18 protein-coding genes are annotated in these 25,217 nt (G+C 61.3%); 11 read left to right on the top strand and 7 right to left on the bottom strand.

What is annotated here, in order from left to right; all coding sequences use genetic code 11:
- Positions 1 to 41 precede the first annotated feature (41 nt).
- The 5 genes from AC4CWF_RS04115 to AC4CWF_RS04095 are packed head-to-tail and all read left to right on the top strand — an operon-like array spanning position 42 to position 9,101.
- On the top strand, positions 42 to 2,504 hold the full coding sequence (locus tag AC4CWF_RS04115) for a glycogen/starch/alpha-glucan phosphorylase (RefSeq protein WP_491283875.1): 2,463 nt from the start codon (positions 42 to 44) through the stop codon (positions 2,502 to 2,504).
- Positions 2,504 to 4,717 carry a 1,4-alpha-glucan branching protein GlgB gene (gene glgB / locus AC4CWF_RS04110; RefSeq protein ID WP_491283874.1) on the top strand — a complete coding sequence of 738 codons (2,214 nt, stop codon included), beginning with the start codon at positions 2,504 to 2,506 and terminating at the stop codon, positions 4,715 to 4,717. Before AC4CWF_RS04115 ends, glgB begins: the two co-directional genes overlap by 1 nt.
- 28 nt (positions 4,718 to 4,745) lie before the next feature.
- Positions 4,746 to 6,008, top strand: coding sequence for a glucose-1-phosphate adenylyltransferase (gene glgC, locus AC4CWF_RS04105; RefSeq protein WP_491283873.1), 1,263 nt, complete (start codon positions 4,746 to 4,748; stop codon positions 6,006 to 6,008).
- Positions 6,009 to 6,027: 19 nt separating this feature from the next.
- Positions 6,028 to 7,473, top strand: a complete 1,446-nt coding sequence (glgA, locus tag AC4CWF_RS04100; RefSeq protein WP_491283872.1) for a glycogen synthase GlgA — start codon at positions 6,028 to 6,030, stop codon at positions 7,471 to 7,473.
- Positions 7,473 to 9,101 carry an alpha-D-glucose phosphate-specific phosphoglucomutase gene (locus tag AC4CWF_RS04095; RefSeq protein WP_491283871.1) on the top strand — a complete coding sequence of 543 codons (1,629 nt, stop codon included), beginning with the start codon at positions 7,473 to 7,475 and terminating at the stop codon, positions 9,099 to 9,101. The genes glgA and AC4CWF_RS04095 overlap by 1 nt, the downstream gene beginning before the upstream one ends.
- A gap of 45 nt (positions 9,102 to 9,146) precedes the next feature.
- Here the strand turns inward: AC4CWF_RS04095 and AC4CWF_RS04090 are convergent, their stop codons facing one another.
- Entirely contained in the window at positions 9,147 to 9,593 is a 447-nt protein-coding gene (locus AC4CWF_RS04090; RefSeq protein ID WP_491283870.1) for an SRPBCC family protein, read from the bottom strand.
- Between the two features lie 123 nt (positions 9,594 to 9,716).
- Here AC4CWF_RS04090 and glgX point away from each other — a divergent pair, with 123 nt between their 5' ends.
- The 3 genes from glgX (at position 9,717) to AC4CWF_RS04075 (ending at position 14,944) form a co-directional block, all read left to right on the top strand.
- Entirely contained in the window at positions 9,717 to 11,663 is a 1,947-nt protein-coding gene (glgX, locus tag AC4CWF_RS04085) for a glycogen debranching protein GlgX (RefSeq protein ID WP_491283869.1), read from the top strand.
- 77 nt (positions 11,664 to 11,740) lie between these two features.
- On the top strand, positions 11,741 to 12,226 hold the full coding sequence (locus AC4CWF_RS04080; RefSeq protein ID WP_491283868.1) for a MaoC family dehydratase: 486 nt from the start codon (positions 11,741 to 11,743) through the stop codon (positions 12,224 to 12,226).
- A gap of 324 nt (positions 12,227 to 12,550) precedes the next feature.
- Entirely contained in the window at positions 12,551 to 14,944 is a 2,394-nt protein-coding gene (locus AC4CWF_RS04075) for a methyl-accepting chemotaxis protein (RefSeq protein WP_491283867.1), read from the top strand.
- 69 nt (positions 14,945 to 15,013) lie between these two features.
- Here AC4CWF_RS04075 and AC4CWF_RS04070 read toward each other — a convergent pair whose 3' ends face one another.
- The 5 genes from AC4CWF_RS04070 to AC4CWF_RS04050 all read right to left on the bottom strand — a co-directional run bounded on the left by AC4CWF_RS04070 (position 15,014) and on the right by AC4CWF_RS04050 (position 21,243).
- Positions 15,014 to 15,562: a sarcosine oxidase subunit gamma gene (locus tag AC4CWF_RS04070; RefSeq protein ID WP_491283866.1), complete on the bottom strand. Its 549-nt coding sequence runs from the start codon at positions 15,560 to 15,562 to the stop codon at positions 15,014 to 15,016.
- A complete protein-coding gene (locus AC4CWF_RS04065) occupies positions 15,555 to 18,518 on the bottom strand; it encodes a sarcosine oxidase subunit alpha (protein ID WP_491283865.1) in 2,964 nt (987 codons plus the stop codon). The genes AC4CWF_RS04070 and AC4CWF_RS04065 overlap by 8 nt, the downstream gene beginning before the upstream one ends.
- Positions 18,515 to 18,841 (bottom strand): sarcosine oxidase subunit delta, encoded by a 327-nt coding sequence (locus AC4CWF_RS04060; RefSeq protein ID WP_377296679.1) that lies wholly within the window; start codon positions 18,839 to 18,841, stop codon positions 18,515 to 18,517. Before AC4CWF_RS04060 ends, AC4CWF_RS04065 begins: the two co-directional genes overlap by 4 nt.
- A 13-nt stretch (positions 18,842 to 18,854) precedes the next feature.
- Positions 18,855 to 20,108 carry a sarcosine oxidase subunit beta family protein gene (locus AC4CWF_RS04055; protein ID WP_491283864.1) on the bottom strand — a complete coding sequence of 418 codons (1,254 nt, stop codon included), beginning with the start codon at positions 20,106 to 20,108 and terminating at the stop codon, positions 18,855 to 18,857.
- A 151-nt stretch (positions 20,109 to 20,259) separates the two neighbouring features.
- Positions 20,260 to 21,243, bottom strand: a complete 984-nt coding sequence (locus AC4CWF_RS04050; RefSeq protein WP_491283863.1) for a zinc-binding dehydrogenase — start codon at positions 21,241 to 21,243, stop codon at positions 20,260 to 20,262.
- A 315-nt stretch (positions 21,244 to 21,558) separates the two neighbouring features.
- Here AC4CWF_RS04050 and rpsU point away from each other — a divergent pair, with 315 nt between their 5' ends.
- The 3 genes from rpsU (at position 21,559) to AC4CWF_RS04035 (ending at position 23,754) form a co-directional block, all read left to right on the top strand.
- Entirely contained in the window at positions 21,559 to 21,789 is a 231-nt protein-coding gene (gene rpsU / locus AC4CWF_RS04045) for a 30S ribosomal protein S21 (RefSeq protein ID WP_491283862.1), read from the top strand.
- A gap of 119 nt (positions 21,790 to 21,908) precedes the next feature.
- Positions 21,909 to 22,808 (top strand): tetratricopeptide repeat protein, encoded by a 900-nt coding sequence (locus tag AC4CWF_RS04040; RefSeq protein ID WP_491283861.1) that lies wholly within the window; start codon positions 21,909 to 21,911, stop codon positions 22,806 to 22,808.
- Positions 22,809 to 22,866: 58 nt separating this feature from the next.
- Positions 22,867 to 23,754, top strand: a complete 888-nt coding sequence (locus AC4CWF_RS04035; protein ID WP_491283860.1) for a phosphotransferase — start codon at positions 22,867 to 22,869, stop codon at positions 23,752 to 23,754.
- 59 nt (positions 23,755 to 23,813) lie between these two features.
- On the opposite strand, the gene AC4CWF_RS04030 is transcribed toward AC4CWF_RS04035, so the two are convergent.
- Complete coding sequence (locus AC4CWF_RS04030; protein ID WP_491283859.1) at positions 23,814 to 25,214, bottom strand: NAD(P)(+) transhydrogenase (Re/Si-specific) subunit beta; 1,401 nt, start codon at positions 25,212 to 25,214, stop codon at positions 23,814 to 23,816.
- Positions 25,215 to 25,217: the final 3 nt, after the last annotated feature.

Below are 25,217 nucleotides of genomic sequence, written 5' to 3'. Positions count from 1 at the left end.
ACCGTCCCTCCTCGTTTCAGAAAGCAAAGTTGGGTGATCTCATGAACAACAGCGTTTCCCCGGTCGATATCCCGCAGCCGGCACCCCGCAGCTCGAACCCGGAGATCATGGCCGAAGAAATCATCGAGCGCCTGACCTACCGCATCGGCAAGGATGCCAAGGTCGCAAAACCGCACGACTGGTTGACGGCAACGATCCTGGTGGTGCGCGACCGCATCATCGATCGCTGGATGGAATCGACCCGCAAGGTCTATGCGACCGGCGACAAGCGCGTCTATTATCTGTCGCTGGAGTTCCTCATCGGCCGCCTGATGCGTGATGCCGTGAGCAATCTCGGCCTGATGGAAGAAATCACCGATGCGCTGACCTCGCTCGGCGTCGATATCAACGTGATTTCCGGGCTTGAGCCTGATGCAGCGCTCGGCAATGGTGGTCTCGGTCGTCTGGCGGCCTGTTTCATGGAAAGCATGGCCACCGTCGAAATTCCCGCCTACGGCTACGGCATTCGTTATGTCCACGGCCTGTTTCGCCAGCAGATGGCTGACGGCTGGCAGGTGGAACTGCCGGAAACCTGGCTTGCCCACGGCAACCCCTGGGAATTCGAGCGCCGCGAAAGCTCCTACGAGATCGGTTACGGCGGATCGGTGGAAAGCGTCGGCGGTTACGACGATGTGCCGCGTTATGTCTGGAAGCCGGCCGAGCGCGTCATCGCCATGGCCTATGATACGCCGATCGTCGGCTGGCGCGGCAAACGCGTCAATACGCTGCGCCTCTGGTCGGCGCAACCGATCGACCCGATCCTGCTCGATGCCTTTAATGCCGGCGACCACATCGGGGCGCTGCGTGAAAGCAACAAGGCGGAAGCGCTGACCCGCGTTCTTTATCCGGCAGACGCCAATCCGGCAGGCCAGGAACTGCGCCTGCGCCAGGAATATTTCTTCTCGTCAGCGTCACTGCAGGACATCCTGCGCCGCCACCTGCAACAATATCCCGATTTCACCAACCTGCACGACAAGGTGGCGATCCAGCTCAACGACACGCACCCGGCCATTTCGATTGCAGAACTCATCCGCCTTCTCGTTGACGTGCATGGCATGGACATGGAAGAGGCTTGGGAAATCACCCGCAAGACCTTCTCCTACACCAATCACACGCTGCTGCCCGAAGCGCTGGAAAGCTGGCCCGTGCCGCTGTTCGAGCGCCTTTTGCCGCGCCTGATGCAGATCGTTTATGCGATCAACACCAAGATCCTGCTCGATGCGCGCAAGGGCAAGAAGTTCAGCGACGGACAGATCCGCTCGATCTCGCTGATCGACGAAAACGGCGACCGGCGCGTGCGCATGGGCAATCTTGCCTTTGTCGGCTCGCACTCCATCAACGGCGTCTCGGCCCTGCACACCGAACTGATGAAGGAAACGGTGTTTGCCGACCTTCATGCGCTTTACCCGGCGCGTATCAACAACAAGACCAACGGCATCACGCCGCGCCGCTGGCTGATGCAGTGCAATCCGGGGCTTACCGGGCTCCTGCGCAAGACGATCGGCGACAGTTTCGAGGATGACACCGACGCGCTGAAGGCGCTCGATGCCTTTGCCGACGACAAGACCTTCCAGGAAAAGTTCGCCGCCGTGAAGCGGGCAAACAAGGTGAAGCTTGCCAACCTCGTCGGCAGCCGCATGGGCATACGGCTTGATCCTTCGGCCATGTTCGACATCCAGATCAAGCGCATCCACGAATACAAACGCCAGCTCCTCAACATCGTCGAAGCCGTGGCGCTCTACGACCAGATCCGCTCGCATCCGGAACTCGACTGGGTGCCGCGCGTAAAACTGTTCGCCGGCAAGGCGGCGCCGAGTTATCACAACGCCAAGCTGATCATCAAGCTCGCCAATGACGTGGCCCGGGTGATCAACAACGATCCGGCCGTGCGCGGCCTGTTGAAGGTCGTGTTCATCCCGAACTACAATGTCACGCTTGCCGAAACCATCGTTCCGGCAGCCGATCTCTCCGAACAGATCTCGACGGCGGGCATGGAAGCGTCCGGCACCGGCAACATGAAGTTTGCGCTGAACGGCGCGCTCACCATCGGCACGCTCGATGGCGCAAATGTCGAAATGCGCGATCATGTCGGGGCCGAAAACATCGTGATCTTCGGCATGACGGCAGAAGAAGTGTCGCGTGTGCGGACCGAAGGGTATGACCCCCGCGCCATCATCGAAGGCTCGCGCGAACTTTCGCAGGCGCTGGCTGCGATTGCCTCCGGCGTGTTTTCGCCCGACGACCGCTCGCGTTTTGCCGAACTGATCGATGGCATCTACACCAGCGACTGGTTCCTGGTGGCAGGTGATTTCGACGCCTATGCCAACGCGCAGCGTGAGGTGGACCAGATCTGGGCCGACCCGACGTCCTGGTACGGCAAGACGATCCGCAACACCGCGCGCATGGGCTGGTTCTCTTCCGACCGCACCATCCGCCAGTATGCGACGGAGATCTGGAGAGCCTGATGAACCAGACGCCCACACACCTCGGCAAGGACGCACCAGGCACGACTGAACTTTCCCTTCCCGAGATCGAGGCGATCATCCGCGGTTCACACGGCAATCCCTTCGCAGTTCTCGGCACCCACAAAGCCGGCAGCGGGGTTATTGCCCGCTGTTTCATTCCAGGCGCCGAAGCCGTCACCGCGCTTTCGCTCGATGGAACAGAGATTGGCGAACTGAAACTGCGCCACGCCGACGGTTTTTTCGAAGGCGCGGTGTCGCTTGCAGCACCCCGCGCCATCCGTTACCGCGCAAGGCGCGGTGACGTGGAATGGGCGCTGACCGACCCCTATAGTTTTGGCCCGGTGCTCGGCCCGATGGATGACTATTTCTTGCGCGAGGGGTCGCATCTGCGGCTGTTCGACAAGATGGGTGCCCATCCCCTTAAACATGAGGGCGTGGACGGGTTCCACTTTGCCGTCTGGGCGCCCAATGCGGCACGCGTTTCGGTGGTCGGCGATTTCAATGCCTGGGATGGGCGTCGCCACGTCATGCGGTTACGCGTCGATACCGGCATCTGGGAAATCTTTGCGCCGGATGTGCGCCCCGGTGCCACATACAAGTTTGAAATCGTCGGCAAAACAGGCGAAGTGCTGCCGCTGAAGGCCGATCCTTATGCGCGCCGTGCCGAGCTTCGCCCGCAAACCGCCTCCGTTGCCACGCCGGAACTGGTGCAGAAATGGGAGGATGCCGCCCACCGCGAATTCTGGGCGAAGGCCGACCATCGCCGCCAGCCGATTTCCATCTATGAAGTGCATGCCGGATCGTGGAAACGCCGCGCTGACGGCACCTTCATGAGCTGGGACGAACTGGCGACCGATCTCATCCCTTACGTGGTCGACATGGGTTTTACCCATATCGAATTCCTGCCCATCACCGAACATCCCTATGACCCGTCCTGGGGCTACCAGACCACAGGGCTTTATGCCCCGAGCGCCCGGTTCGGCGAGCCGGAAGGGTTTGCCCGCTTCGTCAACGGCTGCCACAAGGTCGGCGTCGGCGTGATCCTCGACTGGGTGCCGGCGCATTTCCCGACCGATGCCCACGGGCTTCGCGAGTTTGACGGCACCGCCCTTTACGAGCATGCCGATCCCCGCCAGGGTTTTCACCCGGACTGGAATACGGCGATCTACAATTTCGGCCGGCTGGAAGTGCTCGCCTACCTCGTCAACAACGCGCTCTACTGGTCGGAGAAATTCCACCTCGACGGGCTGCGCGTCGATGCTGTCGCCTCGATGCTTTACCTTGATTATTCACGCAAGGATGGCGAGTGGGTGCCCAACGAATATGGCGGGCGCGAAAATCTCGAGACGGTGCGGTTTCTCCAGAAGCTCAATACCGTGAGCTACTCCACCCATCCCGGCGTCATGACCATTGCCGAGGAAAGCACGTCCTGGCCAAAGGTGTCGCATCCGGTGCATGAAGGCGGGCTCGGCTTCGGCTTCAAGTGGAACATGGGCTTCATGCATGACACGCTGAGCTACCTGAAGCGGGAGCCGGTGCATCGCAAGCACCACCACAACGAACTGACCTTCGGCCTGCTCTACGGTTTTTCGGAAAACTTCGTGCTGCCGCTGAGCCACGATGAGGTGGTCCACGGCAAGGGTTCGCTGATTGCCAAAATGGCCGGCGACGACTGGCAGAAGTTTGCCAATCTGCGCGCCTATTACGGTTTCATGTGGGGTTATCCCGGCAAGAAACTGCTGTTCATGGGGCAGGAATTTGCCCAGTGGAGCGAATGGAGCGAGGCGCGGTCGCTCGACTGGAACCTTCTGCATTACAACCCGCACGAGGGCATGCGCCGGCTGGTGCGCGATCTCAACTTCACATACCGGTCGAAAAAGGCGCTGCACCAGCGCGACTGCGAACCGGAAGGGTTCGAGTGGCTGATTGCCGACGATTCGGAAAACTCTGTTTACGCCTGGCTGCGCAAGGCGCCGGGTGAAAAGCCGGTGGCTGTCATCACCAACTTCACCCCGGTCCTGCGTGAGAACTACCGCGTGCCGCTGCCGAGCGCCGGCCGCTGGCGCGAGGTTTTAAACACCGATGCGGAAATCTATGGCGGCAGCGGCAAGGGCAATGGCGGCAAGGTGCAGGCGGTGTCTGCCGGCGGCGTCATCCATGCGGAAGTCACATTGCCGCCGCTTGCCACCATCATGCTGGAACCGGAAATCTGAGCACCAAAAACTATAGGGAGGGATATCAATGACAACAAAACGAGTACAGCCGCTGGCACGCGATGCCATGGCCTATGTGTTGGCCGGCGGCCGGGGGAGCCGCCTGAAGGAACTGACAGACCGGCGCGCCAAGCCTGCCGTCTATTTTGGCGGCAAGGCCCGCATCATCGATTTTGCCCTCTCCAACGCCCTGAATTCCGGTATCCGCCGCATTGGCGTTGCCACCCAGTACAAGGCCCATTCGCTGATCCGCCACCTGCAGCGCGGCTGGGACTTTTTTCGCCCGGAACGGAATGAGAGCTTTGACATCCTGCCGGCCTCGCAGCGCGTGTCCGAAACGCAGTGGTATGAAGGCACGGCCGATGCGGTGTTCCAGAACATCGACATCATCGAACCCTATAACCCGGAATACATGGTGATCCTCGCCGGTGACCACATCTACAAGATGGACTACGAGCTGATGCTGCAGCAGCACGTGGATTCCGGCGCCGACGTGACCATCGGCTGCCTGGAAGTGCCGCGCATGGAAGCAACCGGCTTCGGCGTCATGCATGTGGATGACAAGGACCGGATCATCGCCTTCGTGGAAAAACCCGCCGATCCGCCGGGCATGCCCGACAAGCCGGATTTTGCGCTCGCCTCCATGGGCATCTACGTCTTCCACACGAAATTCCTGATGGAATGCCTGCGCCGCGATGCGGCCGACCCCAATTCCAGCCGCGATTTCGGCAAGGACATCATTCCGTGGATTGTGGCGAACGGCAAGGCTGTCGCCCACCGCTTCAACGAATCCTGCGTGCGTTCGGATTTCGAAAAGCAGGCCTACTGGCGCGATGTGGGCACGATCGACGCCTACTGGCAGGCCAATATCGACCTGACCGGTATCGTTCCCGAGCTTGATATCTACGACAAGTCCTGGCCGATCTGGACCTATGCGGAAATCACCCCGCCAGCCAAATTCGTCCACGACGACGAAAACCGTCGCGGCTCGGCCGTCTCCTCGGTTGTCTCAGGCGATTGCATCATTTCCGGCTGCTCGCTTTACAACTCCCTGCTGTTTACCGGGGTCCGGGCCAATTCCTATTCGCGCCTGGAGGGAGCGGTCATCCTGCCGAACGTGCGCATCGGCCGTCATGCCCAGCTTCGCAATGTCGTCATCGATGCCGGTGTAACCATTCCCGAAGGATTGGTGGTCGGTGAAGATGCGGACATTGATGCAAAGCGCTTCCGCCGCAGCGAAAATGGCATCTGCCTGATCACGCAGGCGATGATCGACAAGCTGGACCTCTAGGGCGGATCACGGAGACACGATGAAGGTTCTTTCGGTTGCTTCCGAAATTTTTCCGCTGGTCAAAACCGGGGGGCTCGCCGACGTGGCGGGCGCCCTGCCGCTTGCGCTGAAGGCGCAAGGGGTGGAGACGAAAACGCTGGTGCCGGGTTATCCGGCCGTGATGGCAGCGATTGGCGCCGCGCAATCCATTCTGCGGTTCGAGGACCTTCTGGGATCGCCTGCCGATGTGCTGGAAGCCAGTGTTGGCGGGCTCGACCTGCTGGTTCTTGAGGCGCCTGCCCTTTTCGATCGGCCGGGCGGGCCCTATCTCGGCACCGATGGCAAAGATTATCCCGACAACTGGCGCCGCTTTGCGGCCCTTTCCAAGGCTGGCGCCGAGATTGCCGGCGGCGCGCTTGCCGGCTGGCAGCCGGATCTGGTGCATGTCCATGACTGGCAGACCGGGCTTTTGCCCGCCTACATGCTGTACGGCGAGAAGCCGGCTATCCCCAGCGTGATGACCATTCACAACATCGCGTTCCAGGGCAATTTTTCCGCCGCTATCTTCCCCGAGCTTGGGTTGCCGGCGCATGCGCTTGCCATGGAAGGCGTCGAATATTACGGCATGGTCGGTTATCTGAAGGCCGGCCTCCAGACCGCCTGGGCCATCAGCACCGTCAGCCCCTCCTATGCCGAGGAGATCCTGACGCCCGAATTCGGCATGGGGCTGGAGGGTCTGCTCAACCGGCGCACGCTCGACCTGCACGGCATCGTCAACGGCATCGACACGGATGTGTGGAACCCCGCCGTCGATCCTCTGATCGACCGCGATTATTCGGCCGCCGACATCTCGGCAAGGCGTGCCAACAAGCGGGCGATGGAGGCGCAATTCGGCCTTGATCAGGATGACGCGCCGCTGTTTTGCGTCATCTCGCGTCTCACCTGGCAAAAGGGCATGGATCTGGTGGCGGACGCCGTCGATGATCTGGTGGCGCTCGGCGGCAAACTTGCCGTGCTCGGCTCCGGCGACGAGACGCTGGTCGCTGCCCTTCGCGACGCCGCCGCGCGCCATCCGGGCCGAGTTGCCATCACCGTTGGTTATAACGAACCGCTGTCGCACCTGATGCAGGCCGGTTCCGACGCCATTCTCATTCCCTCACGCTTCGAGCCCTGTGGCCTGACCCAGCTTTACGGCCTGCGTTATGGCTGCGTACCTGTGGTGTCACGGACCGGCGGCTTGAACGATACCGTCATCGACGCCAATCCCGCAGCGCTTGCCAGTGGCAGCGCCACCGGCGTCTCCTTCGGCCCCGTCACGCTCGACGGGTTGAAGCGCGCCATCCGCCGCAGCATCCGGCTTTACCGGGAGCCCGGCACCTGGGCCTCCCTCCAGACACAAGGCATGGCCAGCGATGTCTCCTGGGACAAGAGCGCTGCCCTTTACGCCAAACTGTATTCCAGTCTTCTACCGAAAGGTTTGCATTGATGATCAAGACCGTTTCCACCACGCCCTATCAGGACCAGAAGCCCGGCACGTCTGGCCTTCGCAAGAAGGTTCCGGTTTTCGCCCAGGAAAACTATGCCGAAAACTTCATCCAGTCGATTTTCGACAGCTTGGAAGGTTTTGAGGGCAAGACGCTGGTGATCGGCGGCGACGGCCGGTATTACAACCGCGAAGTCATCCAGAAGGCGCTGAAAATGGCGGCCGCTGCCGGCTTCGGCAAGGTCATGGTCGGCCAGGGCGGCATCCTTTCGACGCCGGCGGCCTCCCACGTCATCCGCAAATACGGCGCCTTCGGCGGCATCGTTTTGTCTGCCAGCCACAATCCCGGCGGCCCGACCGAAGATTTCGGCATCAAGTACAATATCGGCAATGGCGGACCAGCCCCGGAAAAGATCACCGATGCGATCTTTGCCCGCACCAAGGTGATCGACAGCTACAAGACCGTTGATGTCGCCGATATCGACCTCGATACGGTCGGCAGCTTCGATCTCGCCGGCATGGTGGTCGAGGTCATCGATCCCGTGACCGATTATGCCGATCTCATGGAAACGCTGTTTGATTTTGCAGCCATCCGCGACCTCATCGGCTCTGGCTTCCGCGTGGTCATCGATTCCATGAGCGCCGTCACCGGCCCCTATGCCGTCGAAATCCTTGAAAAGCGTCTCGGCGCTGCCAAGGGCTCGGTGCGCAACGAAATTCCGCTGCCCGATTTCGGCCACCACCACCCGGACCCGAACCTCGTTCACGCCAAGGAACTTTATGACGACGTGATGAGCGCCGAAGGCCCCGATTTCGGCGCCGCTTCCGATGGCGACGGCGACCGCAACATGGTGGTTGGCAAGGGCATGTTCGTGACGCCTTCCGACAGCCTTGCGGTGATTGCCGCCAACGCCACCTGCGCCCCCGGCTACAAGGCCGGCATTGCCGGCATCGCCCGCTCGATGCCCACAAGTGCTGCCGCCGACCGCGTGGCCGAAAAGCTCGGCATCGGCATGTATGAGACGCCGACCGGCTGGAAATATTTTGGCAACCTGATGGATGCCGGCAAGGTGACCGTCTGCGGCGAGGAAAGCTTCGGCACCGGATCAAGCCATGTGCGCGAAAAGGACGGCCTCTGGGCCGTGCTGTTCTGGCTGAACATCGTTGCCGCCCGCAAGGAGAGCGTCAGCCAAATCGTGGAAAGCCATTGGGCGGAATACGGCCGCAACTACTATTCGCGCCATGACTATGAAGAAGTGGATACCGACGCCGCAAACGGCCTTGTTGCCAACCTGCGCGACAAGCTGGCAAGCCTGCCCGGCACGACGTTCGGCGCACTCACCGTCGAAAGCGCCGACGACTTTGCTTATCTCGATCCGGTCGATGGCTCGGTGTCGAAGAACCAGGGCATCCGCATCCTGTTTGCCGGCGGCAGCCGCATCGTCTTCCGCCTGTCGGGTACCGGCACGTCAGGTGCGACGCTTCGCCTCTACGTGGAACGTTATGAGCCGGACGCAGCGCGTCACGGCATCGAGACGCAGGCAGCGCTTGCCGACCTCATCGCAGTTGCCGACGAGATCGCCGAGATCAAGACCCGCACCGGCCGCGACGCGCCGACGGTCATCACCTGATCCGTAACTTGCGTGCTTCCCTTTGCCTGAAGCGAAGGGAAGCGCTCAGGCTTCGGAAATCTCCGGCTCCACCAGAAATGCCAGCTGCCGAAGCGATTCCTGCCAGCCGAGATAACAGGCGGATTCCGGGATCATATCCGGGATCCCCGCCTGCATGATGTGGATTTCCGTGCCGACGGTGACCGATTTAAATTCGACGGTGGTGATCATCTCGCCGGGCAGCGCCGGGTCGTCGAACTGGTCGGAATAGCTGATCTTGCGATCAGTGATGATTTCCAGATAGGTTCCGCCGAAGGAATGGCTTTGCCGGCTCGAAAAGTTGGTGAAGGACATGCGGAATTTGCCGCCCACCACCGGATTACACTCATGCATATGGGCGGTGAAACCATGCGGCGGGTTCCATTTCACCATGGCATCCGCATCGGTAAAGGCACGAAAGACACGTTCGACCGGGGCTTTGAAAACACGGTGCAGGCGAATGGTGAAAGGCATGGCTTTTCCTCCTCGTTAAGCGCCACAGGTTATGGTTCGAAAAGTTAGGGCGCACGCGCCACATTTCCCTGCCGGGCGGCGTTTTTTTTTAAGGCACCGCTTGAAAACAAAGCCGGAGTGTTCATGACCCATCGCCCGCTCGGCGCCGTTCTTCAGGATGACGGCATCCGGTTTACCGTCTTCTCCGCCCATGCCCAAAAAATCGACCTCTGCCTGTTCGACGGCGAGCGGGAAACGACCCGCCTGCCGCTTTTGCCTGACGGTGAAGGCCTGTTCAGCCTTCATGTGGCGGGTATCGAGCCGGGCACGTGCTACGGTTTTCGCGCCGACGGGGTCTACGATCCCGACCGCGGCCTGTGGTTTGATCCCTCCAAGCTGCTGACCGATCCTTATGCGACGGAGCTGGATCGTCCGTACCGGCACGATCCCCGCCTTTCGCAATTCGGCATCGATACGGCACCGCTGGTGCCGAAGGCCGTGGTGCGGCAGCACGCCCCTGTTCAACGCGAAAAGCCACGCTTTCAGACGGGCGGCCTCATTTATGAAGTTGCCGTGCGGCCCTTCACCATGCTGCATCCGGATGTGCCGGAAAACCAGCGTGGCACGGTGGCAGCCCTTGCCCACCCCGCCATCATCGCGCATCTGAAACGCCTCGGCGTCGATGCGGTGGAACTGATGCCGATCACCGCCTGGATTGATGAACGGCACCTGCCGGCACTCGGTCTCACCAACGGTTGGGGCTATAATCCCGTCGCCTTCATGGCGCTCGACCCGCGCCTTGTGCCGGGCGGTATGGCCGAGCTTGCGGCAACCGTCAAAACCCTGCACGACAACGGCATCGGCGTGATCCTTGATCTTGTCTTCAACCATACCGGCGAAAGCGACCGGTTCGGCGCGACGCTGTCGCTGCGCGGGCTCGACAACCTCACCTATTACCATCATATGCCGGATGATCCCGGTGTTCTCGTCAACGATACCGGCACCGGCAACACGGTTGCCTGCGATCATCCGGTGGTGCGCCAGCTGATTGTGGATACGCTGCGCCATTTCGTGATCCATGCCGGCATAGATGGCTTCCGTTTCGATCTCGCGACCATTCTCGGGCGCAGCATGCAGGGCTTTTCCCGCGACAGCGAAACCTTGGCCGCCATTCTTCACGACGAGGTGCTGACTGACCGGGTAATGATTGCCGAACCCTGGGACATCGGCCCCGGAGGGTACCAGCTCGGTCAGTTCCCCGCCCCCTTCCTCGAATGGAACGACCGGGCGCGCGACGATATCAGGTGTTTCTGGCGCGGCGATCCGGGCAAGACCGGAACACTCGCCTCTGCCCTTGCCGGCTCCTCGCAGCTGTTTTCAGCCCATGGACAGACGGCAACGCGCAGCGTCAACTTCCTCGCCGCCCATGACGGGTTCACGCTGATGGATCTCGTCTCCCACGACCACAAGCACAATGAGGCGAACGGCGAGGACAACCGCGACGGCCACAACGAAAACCACTCCTGGAACAACGGCGTGGAAGGTGAAAGCGATGATCGTGGCGTACAGGACGCGCGGCGGGACGATATAAAAGCCCTGCTGGCCACGCTCTTTGCCACACGCGGCACCCTGATGCTGACGGCAGGAGATGAAGGCGGGCGTTCGCAACGGGGCAACAACAATGCCTATGCGCAGGACAATGCCCTCACCTGGCTGAATTGGTCCTTGCTCGATGACACGCTGGTGACACATACGGCGCAGTTTTCAGCGATGCGCCGGCGATTTTCCGTGTTTTCTGAAACCGGTTTCTTCAAGGGGGATACCGGCGATATTGCCTGGCTGAACGCACTCGGCCAGCCCATGACCATTGCCGATTGGGAAACGCCGGACTGTGCGCAGTTGACGATGGTCCTGAAGACGCACGACCGGCAGGCCGGCGGCGAAACGCATCTGGCCGTGCTGTTTAACCGTGGGCGGACGCCCCTCAAGGTCAGCCTTCCCGACGGCGAGTGGCAGGATCTTGTCACGGGCGACAGATTCTCTCAGCCCGAACTGCCGCCCCGCAGCGTGGTCTGGGCAAGCAGATGCTGATGTGTGCACTGCACCCTATCGAAGCCTTCGATTTGCTGTAAGACTTTCCCGCAGGTTCATCAACGACAGGAAATGCCATGCCGCGCGAGATTTCGCTGAGCGATGTGAAAGATCTGGTCGGACAGGAAATCGGTATTTCCGACTGGATCACCGTGGACCAGACGATGATCGATACTTTTGCCGATGCCACGCATGACCACCAGTTCATTCATACCGACCCGGAGCGGGCGGCGGCCGAAAGCCCGTTTGGCGGCACGATCGCGCACGGTTTCCTGACGCTCTCGTTGTTGTCGGCCATGAACTATTCCGCCGTGCCCACGATCCGTGAACAGACGATGGGGCTCAATTACGGGTTTGACAAGATCCGCTTCGGCTCGCCGGTGCGCGCCGGACGGCGGGTGCGCGGTCACTTCACGCTGACCGAGGCCCGCTTTCGCGGCGCCCACATGCTGATGGTCACCTATGACGTGACGGTGGAGATCGAAGAGGAAAAGAAGCCGGCACTTTCTGCCTCCTGGACCACCATTATCCAGTTTGATCCGAAGGACCGTCCCGATTCGTGAGATGGTGCGCACCGGCCAGGGACATCTGCCGGGATGCACATTGTCGCCGATAACGGCGCTCCGCCAGAAGGCTGGCGGCAGTTCATGCCCGTAGGAATGGTAAACATACACGCCGATGAAAATTATTTCTTATACTAAGGTCTAATACAGCCTATAAAAAGAAACGTCATTTTTCCCGTAAGCCACTGGAGCATATCGGAATTATACCAAAAATCCAATATTTACCTGCCTTTCATCAATTAACTATCGCTAAAACACATAATGCGCATCCTCCCCCAGGACAAATGCTTGGGGACGAGATATATGCAATTCCGATCACTGAAAATGAAAATCGCCGTTCTTTCCGGCTTCTGCGTCCTCTCGGCGGTGGGCGGGTTATTGGGTTACGGCATTCTGGCGGCCTCCAGCAACCAGCGCTATGTCAGCGAAAATCTTTCGAAGCTGACACAGGAAATGACGATCAAGAGCTTGAGCACGATCGCTTCCACGCAGGCCGGAACGATCCAGGGAACGCTGAACGAGGCCTTCGATGCGGCGCGCAACACCGCCCGCAGCTTTGAGGCGATGGCCGGCAATACAGCCATTCCGAACGCCGAGCGGCGCGCGCAGTTCAACGCGGTCCTCCTGAACCTTCTCAAGGACAATCCGCAGTTCAACGGCACCTATAGCGCCTGGGAGCCGAATGCGCTGGACGGGCAGGATGACACATACCGCAACAATGCCAAGGTCGGGTCCGATGCGACCGGCCGTTTCCTGCCCTACTGGACCCGCGGCGCCGATGGCAAGATCGCCATCCAGCCGCTGGTGGAATATGACAGCGCTGACCTTCATCCAAACGGCGTGATGAAGGGCGGCTGGTATCTTGGCCCGAAGAGCGGCAAGGGCGAAAGCATTCTCGATCCGCTGCCCTATATCGTGCAGGGCAAGAACGTCTTTCTCGCCACCATGTCCGTTCCGGTCACCGTCAACGGCAAATTTGTCGGCGTTGCCGGCGCAGACTTCGACCTGTCCTTCGTCCAGCGCCTGGCAGGCGAGGTAAAGGCCGGCCTGTTTGATGGAAAAGCCTCGGTCAGCATCATCAGCTACAAGGGCCTCGTGGTCGCCTCCAGCGAGCGGCCGGATCTTGTTGGTGCCGCCGTTGAAAAGCTCGATCCGTCGCTGAAAGACCTATTGCCGACCATTCAGGCCGGAAAGCCGGATGCAGCAGGAGACACAAAGACCTTCAAGGCGCTGGCGCCGATCAAGCTTGGCCGAACAACAACGCCATGGTCCGTTCTCATTCAGGTGCCGGCGGATGTGGCGCTTGCCCAGGCGACCGCACTCGACACGGCTCTTGCAGGCCGCAACACGACCGCCGCCTGGACGCAGACAGCCGTCGGTCTTGCCGTGCTTCTCGCAGGCATTGCCGCCATGTGGCTGGTATCCCGTTCCATCTCGCAGCCGATTTCCGCCATGACCAGCGCCATGAAACGCCTGGCAAACGGAGAACTGCAAGTCGACGTGCCCGGAACCGGCCGCCCGGACGAGATCGGCAGCATGGCCGAGGCCGTGCAGATCTTCAAGGAAAACGGCCTGAAGGCCAGAAGGCTGGAAGAAGAGGCCAATCACAACCGCCAGATCAGTGAAGAAGAACGCAACCGCACGTCAACCCTTGACCGCAAGCGCTCCGATGAGATGCAGCACGCCACCACAAGCCTTGCGAACGGCCTGAAGCAAATTGCTGCCGGTGACCTGACCTTCAGTTTCCGCGACCCCTTCGCCAGCGATTTCGAGGGGCTGCGCAGCGACTTCAACGCCGCCGTGGAGCAGCTACGCGATGCGATGAACTCTGTTGCCGTCACGACAGCGGCCATCGACAGCGGTTCGCGAGAACTGAGCCAGGGCGCCAACGACCTGTCACGGCGGACCGAACAGCAGGCCGCAGCACTTGAAGAAACCGCCGCAGCGCTGGACGAGATCACCGTCAACGTGACCAATTCCAGCAAACGCACGCAAGAGGCGCGTGGCGTCGCCCTGCAGGCAACCAGTGCCGCCACGAAATCTGCCGAGGTGGTTTCTCAAGCGGAACTTGCCATGACGAAGATCGAGGAATCGTCACAGCAGATCTCCAACATCATCGGCGTCATCGACGAAATCTCTTTCCAGACCAACCTGCTCGCGCTCAACGCAGGCGTCGAGGCCGCCCGCGCCGGGGAAGCCGGCAAGGGGTTTGCCGTGGTGGCGCAGGAGGTGCGCGAATTGGCTCAGCGTGCGGCAAACGCGGCGCGCGAGATCAAGGGGCTCATCCAGAACTCCTCCAACGAGGTTGAGAATGGCGTGCGCTTGGTGCGCAATGCCGGCGGTGCGCTGAAGACGATCAGCGGCTTTATCGTGGAGATCAACGGCCACATGGATTCCATCGCGACCTCATCGCGGGAGCAGTCCACCGGTCTGATGGAGGTCAACTCGGCGGTCAATTCCATGGACCAGACCACCCAGCAGAACGCGGCGATGGTGGAGCAATCGACAGCGGCATCCTCGTCGCTTGCCCTGGAAGCGGCAAAACTGCGCGACCTTGTGGAACAGTTCCAGCTGGACAATGGCGCAGGTGATGCCCGCGCCTTGCGCGATGTCTCCCGCTCCATGGCGGCCGGCACAAACCAGGCATCGTCTGACCGGCCGGCACGCCGCATGGCCACATCAGGCGGTGCAGCCACCAAGGAATGGTCGGATTTCTGATCCAAACAAAAAGGCGCCGCCCGGATATTTCGGGCGGCGCCTTTATGTCTTGTAAACGTAGACGAAAAATCAAATCGCCGCATCTTCCGCGGCTTCGGCAAGCAGCCCGAAGGCGTAATCGGAGAAGGACCGCCAGAACTCCATGCGGAACTCTGTTTCGCCGGTGCGCAGCACCACCACCTCGATCTTGCCAAACAGCGTGCGCGCACAGGCGCCGACGGGAAAGGCCTTCAGCGACAGGTCGAGCGGGCAGCCGCCGTTCAGCGTCTTTGAAGCACCGGGGCCGGAGATGAGAACTGCCGTATTGCGGTGGGAGACATCGGTTGCCGAATGAAGCGCGCCCGATGTTTCAAGCGCCGCCATCAGCCCGCCCTCACCCTCATCAATCACCAGCCATTCGTCGGGGCCGAGCCAAAGCGCCGTGCGCTGGCCGGCGGACGCTGAGGTTTTCGCGCTGGTGGGAAGCGGGAGGCCAAGGGCTGCCGAAAGGGCTGCCACATCGTCCGGCCGGGCGCGCAGCGACACCCGCTGTGCGGCGGCGGCGGGCGTCAGGCTTGCGACGGAGGAGCCGCCGTGGAAGCCGGCAAGCGGCGGGGTGCGGGATGCAAACTCAACCATGGATGCGGCCTCCGTCCTTGTCGAAGAACACCATGTCGGTGACTTCGACGGCAATCGTCTTGTCCTTCATCGGCACGTAGAGCGTCTCGCCCACCTTCGCGCGACCGCCGGCCACCAGTGCAATGGCGATGGAGCGGCCGAGATTTTCCGACCAATAGGCCGAAGTCACATGGCCGAGCATGGTCATCGGTTTTGGCTGGTTCGGATCGGCAACGATCTGGCCCCCCTCTTCCAGCACTTCGGCCGGGTCCTTCGTCAGGAGGCCAACCAGCTGCTTGCGGTTGTCGCGGATGAGATCCGGGCGCTTCAGGCCGCGGATGCCAACGAAATCCGGCTTCTTCTTCGATACCGCCCAGCCATAACCGGCATCATCAGGCGTGACCGTGCCGTCCGTATCCTGGCCGACGATGAGATAGCCCTTTTCGGCGCGCAGCACGTGCATGGTCTCGGTACCGTAAAGGCAGGCGCCGAGCGCTTGCCCACGGTCCCAGATGGCCTTCCAGACGGACGCGCCGTAATCGGCGGGCACGTTGATTTCAAAACCGACCTCGCCGGTGAACGACACGCGGAAGAGGCGTGCAGGCACGCCCATAACCGTGCATTCGGCCACGCTCATGTGCGGGAAGGCCTCGGTCGACAGGTCCAGCCCCTCGACCAGCGGCGCGATGATGTCTCGCGCTTTCGGGCCCTGAACGGCAATCACTGCCCACTGTTCGGTGGTCGATGTCAGCCAGACCTTGAGATCCGGGAATTCCGTCTGGAGATAATCTTCCATATGGGCCAGCACACGCGGCGCGCCGCCCGTTGTCGTCGTCACATGGAAACGGTCTTCCGCAAGGCGCCCGACGACACCGTCGTCATAGATAAAGCCGTCCTCGCGGGTCATGATGCCATAACGGCATTTTCCGGGCTTCAGCGTATCCCAGGCATTGGTGTAGAGAAGATTGAGGAACTTGGCCGCATCGGGGCCAACGACCTCGATCTTGCCAAGCGTCGAGGCATCAAAAATGCCGGCCGTCTCGCGTGCCGTGCGGCATTCACGGTTGACGGCCTGATGCATATCCTCGCCGCGGCGGGGAAAATACCAGGCGCGTTTCCAGTTGCCGACATCCTCGAACTCGGCGCCTTCCTTCACCAGTTCGCCATGCAGCGGCGTCTTGCGGGCGGGATCAAACAGATCTCCGCGCGAATGCGCAATCAGCGTGCCGTAGCTCACGGGCGTATAGGGCGCACGGAAGGTGGTGAGGCCGACCTGCGGGATCTCCTTGCCTAAGACTTCGGCGGCAATCGCCAGACCATGCATATTGGACAGCTTGCCCTGATCGGACGCCATGCCATTCGTGGTGAAGCGCTTGATATGCTCAATGGAATGCATGCCTTCGCGCACCGCAAGACGAATGTCCTTCGCCGTCACGTCGTGTTGGAAATCGACGAAGGCTTTGACCACCGTGTCCTTGCCGGCTCCCTCGGCGGCACCGATCATGCCGCCCGTCCAGCCATAGGCAGAACTGCCGGAGACGGACAGTGTGCCGCCGCCGGCAGCCGCCGCCTCGGCAAGCAGGGCCGAGAGGTCGTCGGTGCCGTTGCAGGCGCCGATGGAAACGCCCTCCTGCACATGAATATCGGGCAGGAAGCGGTCATTGGCCTTGTCGAACTTCAGCTTGCCGCGCGATTGCGAGAAGAGATGCACGGAAGGTGTCCAGCCGCCGGACATCAACAGCACATCAATGGCGATGCGGCGCTTGGCATCACTGCCATTGGGCGAGACGGTCATGGAGGAGACGCGCAGGCGCCCGCTGGTATCCAGCACGCAATGGCCCGTCAGCACCTCGATGCCGAGCGCACGGGCCGCAGACACCACGGCTTCACCGGGATTGGCGCGGCAATCCACGATGACGGCAATCTCGACGCCAGCGTGTTTGAGGTCGATGGCCGCCTCATAGGCGCTGTCATGGGCGGTGTAGACGCCGATCTTTTCACCGACAGCCACACCATAATGGTTGAGATAGGTGCGCGCGGCAGAGGCGAGCATGATGCCCGGACGGTCGTTGTTGGCAAACACCATGTGGCGTTCGATGGCACCGGTTGCCATGATCACCTTTTTCGCCCGCACCTGCCACAGCCGCTCGCGCGGCAGGTTTTTGCCGGGGCGCGGCAGATGGTCGGTAACGCGCTCGGCAAGGCCGATAAAATTGTGGGTGTAATAACCGAAGGCCGTGGTGCGGGTCAGCACCGTGACGTTCGCCATGGCTTTCAGCCGGGCCAGCACGTCCTGCGCCCAGTCGTAACCAGGCTTGCCGTCAATCATCGTGGAGGTATCAAACAGCAGCGCGCCGCCGACATCAGCCCGCTCGTCGACGAGGATCACCTCGGCGCCGGTTTCGGCCGCAGAAAGGGCTGCCGTCAGACCGGCGACACCGGCACCGGCCACCAGCACGTCGCAATGGGCAAACCGGTTGGCGTAATGATCAGGATCTTCTTCCTTCGGCGCAACGCCAAGGCCTGCCGCACGGCGGATGATTGGCTCATAAAGCTTGGCCCAGGCCTCCTTCGGCCACATGAAGGTCTTGTAGTAGAAACCGGCGGCAAAGAAGGGCGACAGAAGATTGTTGATCGCGCCCGTATCGAAAGAAAGCGTCGGCCAGCGGTTCTGCGACTGGATAATGGCGCCGTCGAACACTTCCTGCACGCTTGCGCGCACATTCGGCTGGCGGCGGGCAGCATCGCGCGCCACGTCGATCAGCGCGTTCGGCTCCTCGGCACCGGCCGACAGCACACCACGGGCGCGGTGATACTTGAACGAGCGGCCCATCAGGTGGACGCCGTTGGCAAGAAGTGCGGACGCCACCGTATCGCCCTCATAGGCGGTATAGGTCTTGCCATCGAAGGTGAAGCGGGCGGTACGTGCCGGCGTCAGGCGACCGGCACCCTTGATGCGGAAGGATTTTTTCGTCATGCGGCACCGCCTTCAGGGGCATCAGGAGAAACCGGGGCGCTGCCCGGCACCGGCTGGCGCGGCAGGCCGGCCTTGTAGGTCAGGAGGAAATTATCGCTCACGGTATCGCGGATGGCGTTAAAGAAGCGGCCGCAGCCATGAATATGGCGCCAGCGCTCGTAAGCCACACCCTTGGTGTTGTCGCGCAGGAAGAAATACTCGGCAAATTCCTCATCGGAAATCGCCGCGATGTTTTCAGGCCGCGCAATATGCGCCTCACCGGCCCAGCGGAATTCCAGTTCGGAGCGATTCTCGCCGCAATAGGGGCATTTGATCAGAAACATGGTGTCCCTCCCCTCAATGCGCGACGGCGGCAGCCGCCGCCTCGTCGATAAGCCGGCCGGTGCGGAAGCGGTCGAGCGTCAGGCCGGATGCCAGACGATGCGGTTCGCCGCGGGCGATGAGATGCGCAAACAGATTGGCCGAGCCGGGTGTTGCCTTGAAGCCGCCGGTGCCCCAGCCGCAGTTGACGAACAGGTTCTTGACCGGCGTCACGCTCTGGATGGCCGAACGATCCGGCGTGTTGTCGGTGATGCCGCCCCACTGGCGCATCATCTTGACGCGCCGGAAGATGGGGAACAGTTCGCAGATCGCATCCAGCGTGTGGGTGATGATCTGCAATCCGCCGGTCTGGCTGTAGGAATGATACTGGTCGGTGCCGGCACCGATCACCAGTTCGCCCTTGTCGGACTGCGAGATATAGGCATGCACGGTGTTCGACATGACCACGCAGGGGAAGATGGGCTTCAGCGGTTCGGAAACCAGCGCCTGCAGGGGATTGCTCGTCAGCGGCACGCGCACATCGGCCATCTGCATCAGCATGGAGGAATGGCCGGAGGCTGACACGCCGATCTTTTTTGCGCCGATAAAGCCACGTGCGGTTTCAACGCCCGTCACTTCGCCATTCGGGCCACGGCGGATGCCGGTGACTTCGCAGTTCTGGATGATGTGGACGCCCATGTCGGAGGCGGCGCGGGCATAACCCCAGGCGACCGCATCGTGACGAGCCGTGCCGCCGCGCTTCTGCAGCGCTGCACCATTGATCGGGTAGCGCGCGGTCTTTGAAATATCGAGCGGCGGACAGAAGGCCTTTGCCTGTTCCGGCGTCAGCCATTCATTGTCGATGCCGTAGAGGCGGTTGGCATTGATGTGGCGCTTGAAGCTCTGCTGGTCATGGGTGTTGTGCGACAACATCATCACGCCGCGCGGCGAATACATGACGTTGTAGTTCAGCTCCTGGCTCAAGCCCTCCCACAGTTTGAGGGAGTGCTCGTACATATCCATGCTCTCTTCATAGAGATAGTTGGAGCGGATGATGGTGGTGTTGCGGCCGGTATTGCCGCCACCGAGCCAGCCTTTTTCGATGACCGCGACATTGGTGATGCCGTGTTCCTTGGCGAGGTAATAGGCAGCGCCCAGGCCATGGCCACCGCCGCCGATGATGATGACATCATAGCTCGCCCGCGGCTCCGGGGAGACCCATTGCGGTTCCCATCCCTTGTGGCTGCGCATGGCCTCGCGGGCCACAGCAAAGACCGAATATTTGCGCATGTTCGCCTATAGCTCCTTCGCCACCCCAAGCCTTGGGTAGAGCCATACTGATCGCAAATCAACCGGCGTCGCAATGGCTGCTTTGCGACGCATTTTGTCTCTTGTTTCGACACGGGCGGAAATAACGACACGCTTGTGCGTGCCGCCCCCATCAATCCTGAAGGCTGAGCAGAACCTTGCCCTTGCGGCCGGGCGCGGTGGCGGCGGTCATCGCGGCAGCAGCGTCCTTCATCGTATAAATGCCATCCACCTGCAGCCGCATCTCGCCGCTTGCCGCCCGCGTCACCAGTTCAGACAGCAGCCGGCGCATGCGTTCCGGCTCCATCACCGTCATCAGCTTGGCGAGCCAAAAGCCTTTCACCACCGCCTGCTTAAAGATGAGGTCACCGGACGAAATCTGCATCGGCTGGCCGGACATCAGGCCGAACGAAATCAGCTGCCCGCCCTCGCCCAGAAGCGACAGAAGATCGCCCGACGCCGTGCCGCCCACGCCGTCGACGCCGACCGCAATCGGTGCGCCACCGGTCATCTCGGCCACGCGATCCTTCCAGCCGTCCTCGGAGGTTGCCACGACATTGTCGATGCCAAGCTCTTTCAGTTCCGCAACGGCTTCGGCACGGCGAACGAGATTGACCACGTGGATGCCACGAGTGCGGGCAAGCTGCGAGACGACCTTGGCCACGGCGCCGTTTGCAGCATTCTGGATCAGCCACTCGCCTTGCTTGATGCCCGTGAAGTCCAGAAGCGTCAGCGCGCTCAGCGGCATCGCGATCAGCTGCGCGCCAACCTCATCGGAAATTGCATCCGGCAACGGCACGACAGAGACGGCACGCGCAATGGCAAAATTGCTCCATGCGCCCTTGAGACCGCTTGCGGCCACGCGCTGTCCGATGGAAATACCCTCGACGCCCTCGCCCAGCGCATCCACCACACCCATGCCTTCGCTGCCGGAAAGCGCCGGCAGGTCCGGCTTGTAGCCATACTGGCCGCTGATCGTCAGCAGATCATGGTTGTGGATCGGCGACAGATGCATCTTCAGCCGCACCTCACCGGCACTCGGCTGGGGCTGCGGCTGGTCCGAAAGCTCAAGCACATCGGCGGGCTTGCCGAAACGGGAATAGGATAAACTGTGCATGGAAAACTCCTTAAAGCGTGAAGGGGAGACTCAACCGAGACCAGGGGCTCAACATGGTGCCGGAGGCCCGGATTGCAAACCGCAAATCCCGTTTCGAGGCGCGTTGAAACGGCGTGCAGGCCCTATGGCATAAGGGATGCGGGGATTTCGTGAGAATTTCGTTTGGCGTGGCTGAAGGCCGCTAGACTTTGAAAAAACCTTCTGTTATGTGCCTTCCCGAATTGCACGGCCTTTGCCGCGCGACACATTTGTTTTGTTCCGGACTGGGCAGTTTCGGGGCGGTCGATTTTACAAAACCAAAGGAACGGGATTCACGTGCAGGTACTTGTCCGCGACAATAATGTCGATCAGGCTCTCCGCGCTCTCAAGAAGAAGATGCAGCGCGAAGGCATTTTCCGTGAAATGAAGATGCGCGACTACTACGAGAAGCCCTCGCAGAAGCGCGCTCGCGAAAAGGCCGAAGCCGTTCGCCGCGTTCGCAAGCTGGCCCGCAAGCGCATGCAGCGCGAAGGCCTGATTGCCGCACCGCGTCCCGTCGCCCGTTAATCGGCCGTTTTTTCGACGTTTTTCCGTGATTTAAGGGCGGGGGCGAATCTTTTCGCCACCGCTTTTTCGGTTTATCCGCACCGCCCCATTCCCTTGAATGACACGAGGATCTGCGCCTGATGGCTGCCAAGACCGCCGCAAATTCGCATGCTGCCTGCCCGTCCTTTGAACCGACTCGCAGAAAGCGCATTTCGCGCGGTGGCCTGCCCGGAGCAGCTCTTCTTCTGGCAGGCTTGGCCCTTGCCGGCTGCCAGACCAACACAAGCACAGACCTTATCCGTCTGGATCGTGCGCAGGGCTCCGAGCAGAACATCGCCTCGCTCTCCTCCGTCATCCAGTCCAATCCGCAGGATCCGGAAGGTTATAACGTGCGCGGCACGGCCTATGGTCGCGCCGGCGATTTTCGCAATGCGCTCGACGATTTCAACCGCGCCCTGCAGATCAACCCGCGCTATTATCAGGCTTATGCGAACCGTGCGCTCGTCTATCGCAACATGGGCAAGCCGAACGAGGCGGTAAACGATTACAACGCGGCCATTCAGATCAATCCGAATTACGACGTAGCGCTGATCGGTCGTGGCAATATCTATCGCCAGGCCGGACGCACCAACGAAGCGTTCAACGATTTCAACCGCGCCATCCAGCTCGACACGACCGATGGACGCGCCTTCCACAATCGCGGCCTGATCTACCAGTTGCGCAACCAGCATGCGCAGGCCATCGAGGACTTTTCCAAGGCCATCTCGCTGTCGCCCTCCTCGCCCGAGCCCTATAACGGCCGTGGCGTGTCTTATCTGGCGCTGAACGACGATGAAAATGCCTTTGCCGATTTCAACCACGCCATCGATCTCAACAACAAGCTGGCGGAATCCTGGGTCAATCAGGCGCTGGTCTATGAACGCAAGGGCGACATGGCCCGCGCCTTCAAGTCCTACAACCACGCCGCTCGCCTCGACCCCAAGTACAAGCCCGCGCAGGACGGTGTTGCCCGCACCCGCGCAGGTGGCGCTGACGGCTGAGGGCCGACAGCAATCCGCCTGTCACCGAGGGTTCATTCGCGCCTGATAGATCGGCCGTATGATGCATGTCGACGAACTCATTGTGGATGAGGAGGCGGTTTTCCGCCTCATCGCGGCGCAGGCGCCCGAATGGGCTGGCCTTGCCCTGTCTCCGCTTGCATCGACGGGCACGGACAACTGGCTCTTTCGCCTTGGCGACGCGCAGGTCCTGCGGTTGCCACGTCGGCCATCCGCCATCGCCCTGATGGCAAAGGAGCTTGACTGGCTGCCGCATTTTCAGGGCCTGTCCCTCGATGTCCCGCATCTTCGCTTCCGCGGCCATGCCGATCTTGGCACCCTTTGCGAATTCGGCATTTTCGACTGGATGGACGGCGATATCGCGTCCAACGATGCCATCACAAACTGGGCCGATGCGGCGCAGGCGCTTGCCCGGTTTCTCCTGTCACTGCAGGCAAAAAGCACGCTCGACGCACCAAGAGCCGGGCCGCGCAACAGCCGCCGCGGCGTGCCGCTCCAAGACCTCAACGACGTCACGCTGTCCTCCATCGACACCCTTTGCCATGAGATCGACGTGTCCGCAGCAAAAGCCATCTGGCACGAGGGGCTCGGCGCACCTTATGCCGGCCCCGGCGTCTGGCTGCATGGGGACCTGAAGGCCGACAACCTGATTGCGAGACGCGGCGCGCTTGCCGGCGTCATCGACTGGGGTCTGGCAGCGGTTGGAGATCCCGCCGCCGATTACGCCAGCGCCTGGTCCTGGGTAGACCCGTCCGCGCGCGAGGTCTTTCGCACGCACTGCGCGATCGAGGATGGCGACTGGCGCCGCGCCAAGGCCTGGGCACTCTACGGCGCCGTCATCGCCCTCAGCTATTACCGCGGCGGCAAGAACGAGGCCTTGTGCCGTCAATCGCGCCAGACGCTCACGCGGCTCGGCCTGTTGCTGTGATTAAAGTCGTTGCGCGACAGGCATGAAAAAGCCCGGATCACTCCGGGCCTCGTTCAGTGTCAGTGTTTCATTGCTTTCACGATGTCCTCGGTCATCTTCTTGGCATCACCGAGCAGCATCATCGTGCCGTCCTTGTAGAACAGCGTGTTGTCGATGCCGGCATAACCGGAGCCGAGCGAGCGTTTGACAAAGAGGCAGGTCTTGGCCTTGTCGACATCGAGGATCGGCATGCCATAGATCGGCGAGGTCTTGTCGTCGCGGGCGGCCGGGTTGGTGACGTCGTTTGCGCCGATCACATAGGCAACATCGGCCTGGGCGAATTCAGCGTTGATGTCTTCCAGCTCGAACACCTCATCATAAGGCACGTTTGCTTCGGCAAGCAGCACGTTCATGTGGCCAGGCATACGGCCCGCCACCGGATGGATGGCGTATTTCACCTCGACGCCGTGTTCCTTCAGCGTATCGGCAAGCTCGCGCAGCGCATGCTGTGCCTGGGCAACGGCCATGCCGTAACCGGGCACGATGATCACCTTGGTGGCATTTTGCATCAGGAATGCCGCGTCGTCGGCAGAGCCCTGCTTGACCGTACGCTGCGCGCCATCGTCAGCGCCAGCGGCTGCCGTTTCACCGCCGAAACCGCCGAGGATGACGGAGATGAACGAGCGGTTCATGCCCTTGCACATGATGTAGGAGAGAATGGCGCCCGAGGAGCCCACCAGTGCGCCGGTGATGATGAGCGCGAGATTGCCGAGCGTAAAGCCGATGCCGGCAGCCGCCCAGCCGGAATAGGAATTCAGCATCGACACCACGACCGGCATATCGGCGCCGCCAATCGGCACGATGATGAGCACGCCCAGCACCAGCGCCAGCGCCACGATCAGCCAGAAGGCCAGATGGCTTTCGCTCGTGGCAAGGCCTGCAATCGCCAGAACCGTCAGCACCAGAAGCGTGGCGTTGATGACATGGCGATAGGGCAAGAGGATCGGCTTGCCGGACATGCGCCCGTCAAGCTTCAGGTAGGCGATGATCGAGCCGGTAAAGGTAACCGCGCCGATGGCCGCTCCCAGCGCCATTTCAACCAGTGCCCGGCTGTGGATAGAGCCGATTTCGCCAATGCCGAAGGCGGCTGGCGAATACAGCGCTGCGGCGGCCACCATGATGGCGGCAAAACCGACCAGCGAGTGAAAGCCGGCAATCAGCTGCGGCATGGAGGTCATCGGAATGGTGCGGGCGATATAGGCGCCGCCGCCGCCGCCGATGGCAATGGCCAGCACGATCAGCACGAAGCCGCCGAAATTCGGCGTGGCCAGCAGAAGCGTCGTGACGATCGCAATCGCCATGCCCGCCATGCCGTAGATATTGCCCTTGCGGCTTGTCGTCGGATGCGAAAGCCCGCGCAGCGCCATGATGAACATGACGCCGGAGACGAGGTAGAGGAAGGCTGCAAAATTCTGTGACATCGG

The organism is Neorhizobium sp. PAMB6630 (assembly GCF_058242775.1).
The sequence above is the reverse complement of the archived record's forward strand: the minus strand, read 5'-3'. Positions and strand labels throughout refer to the sequence as shown.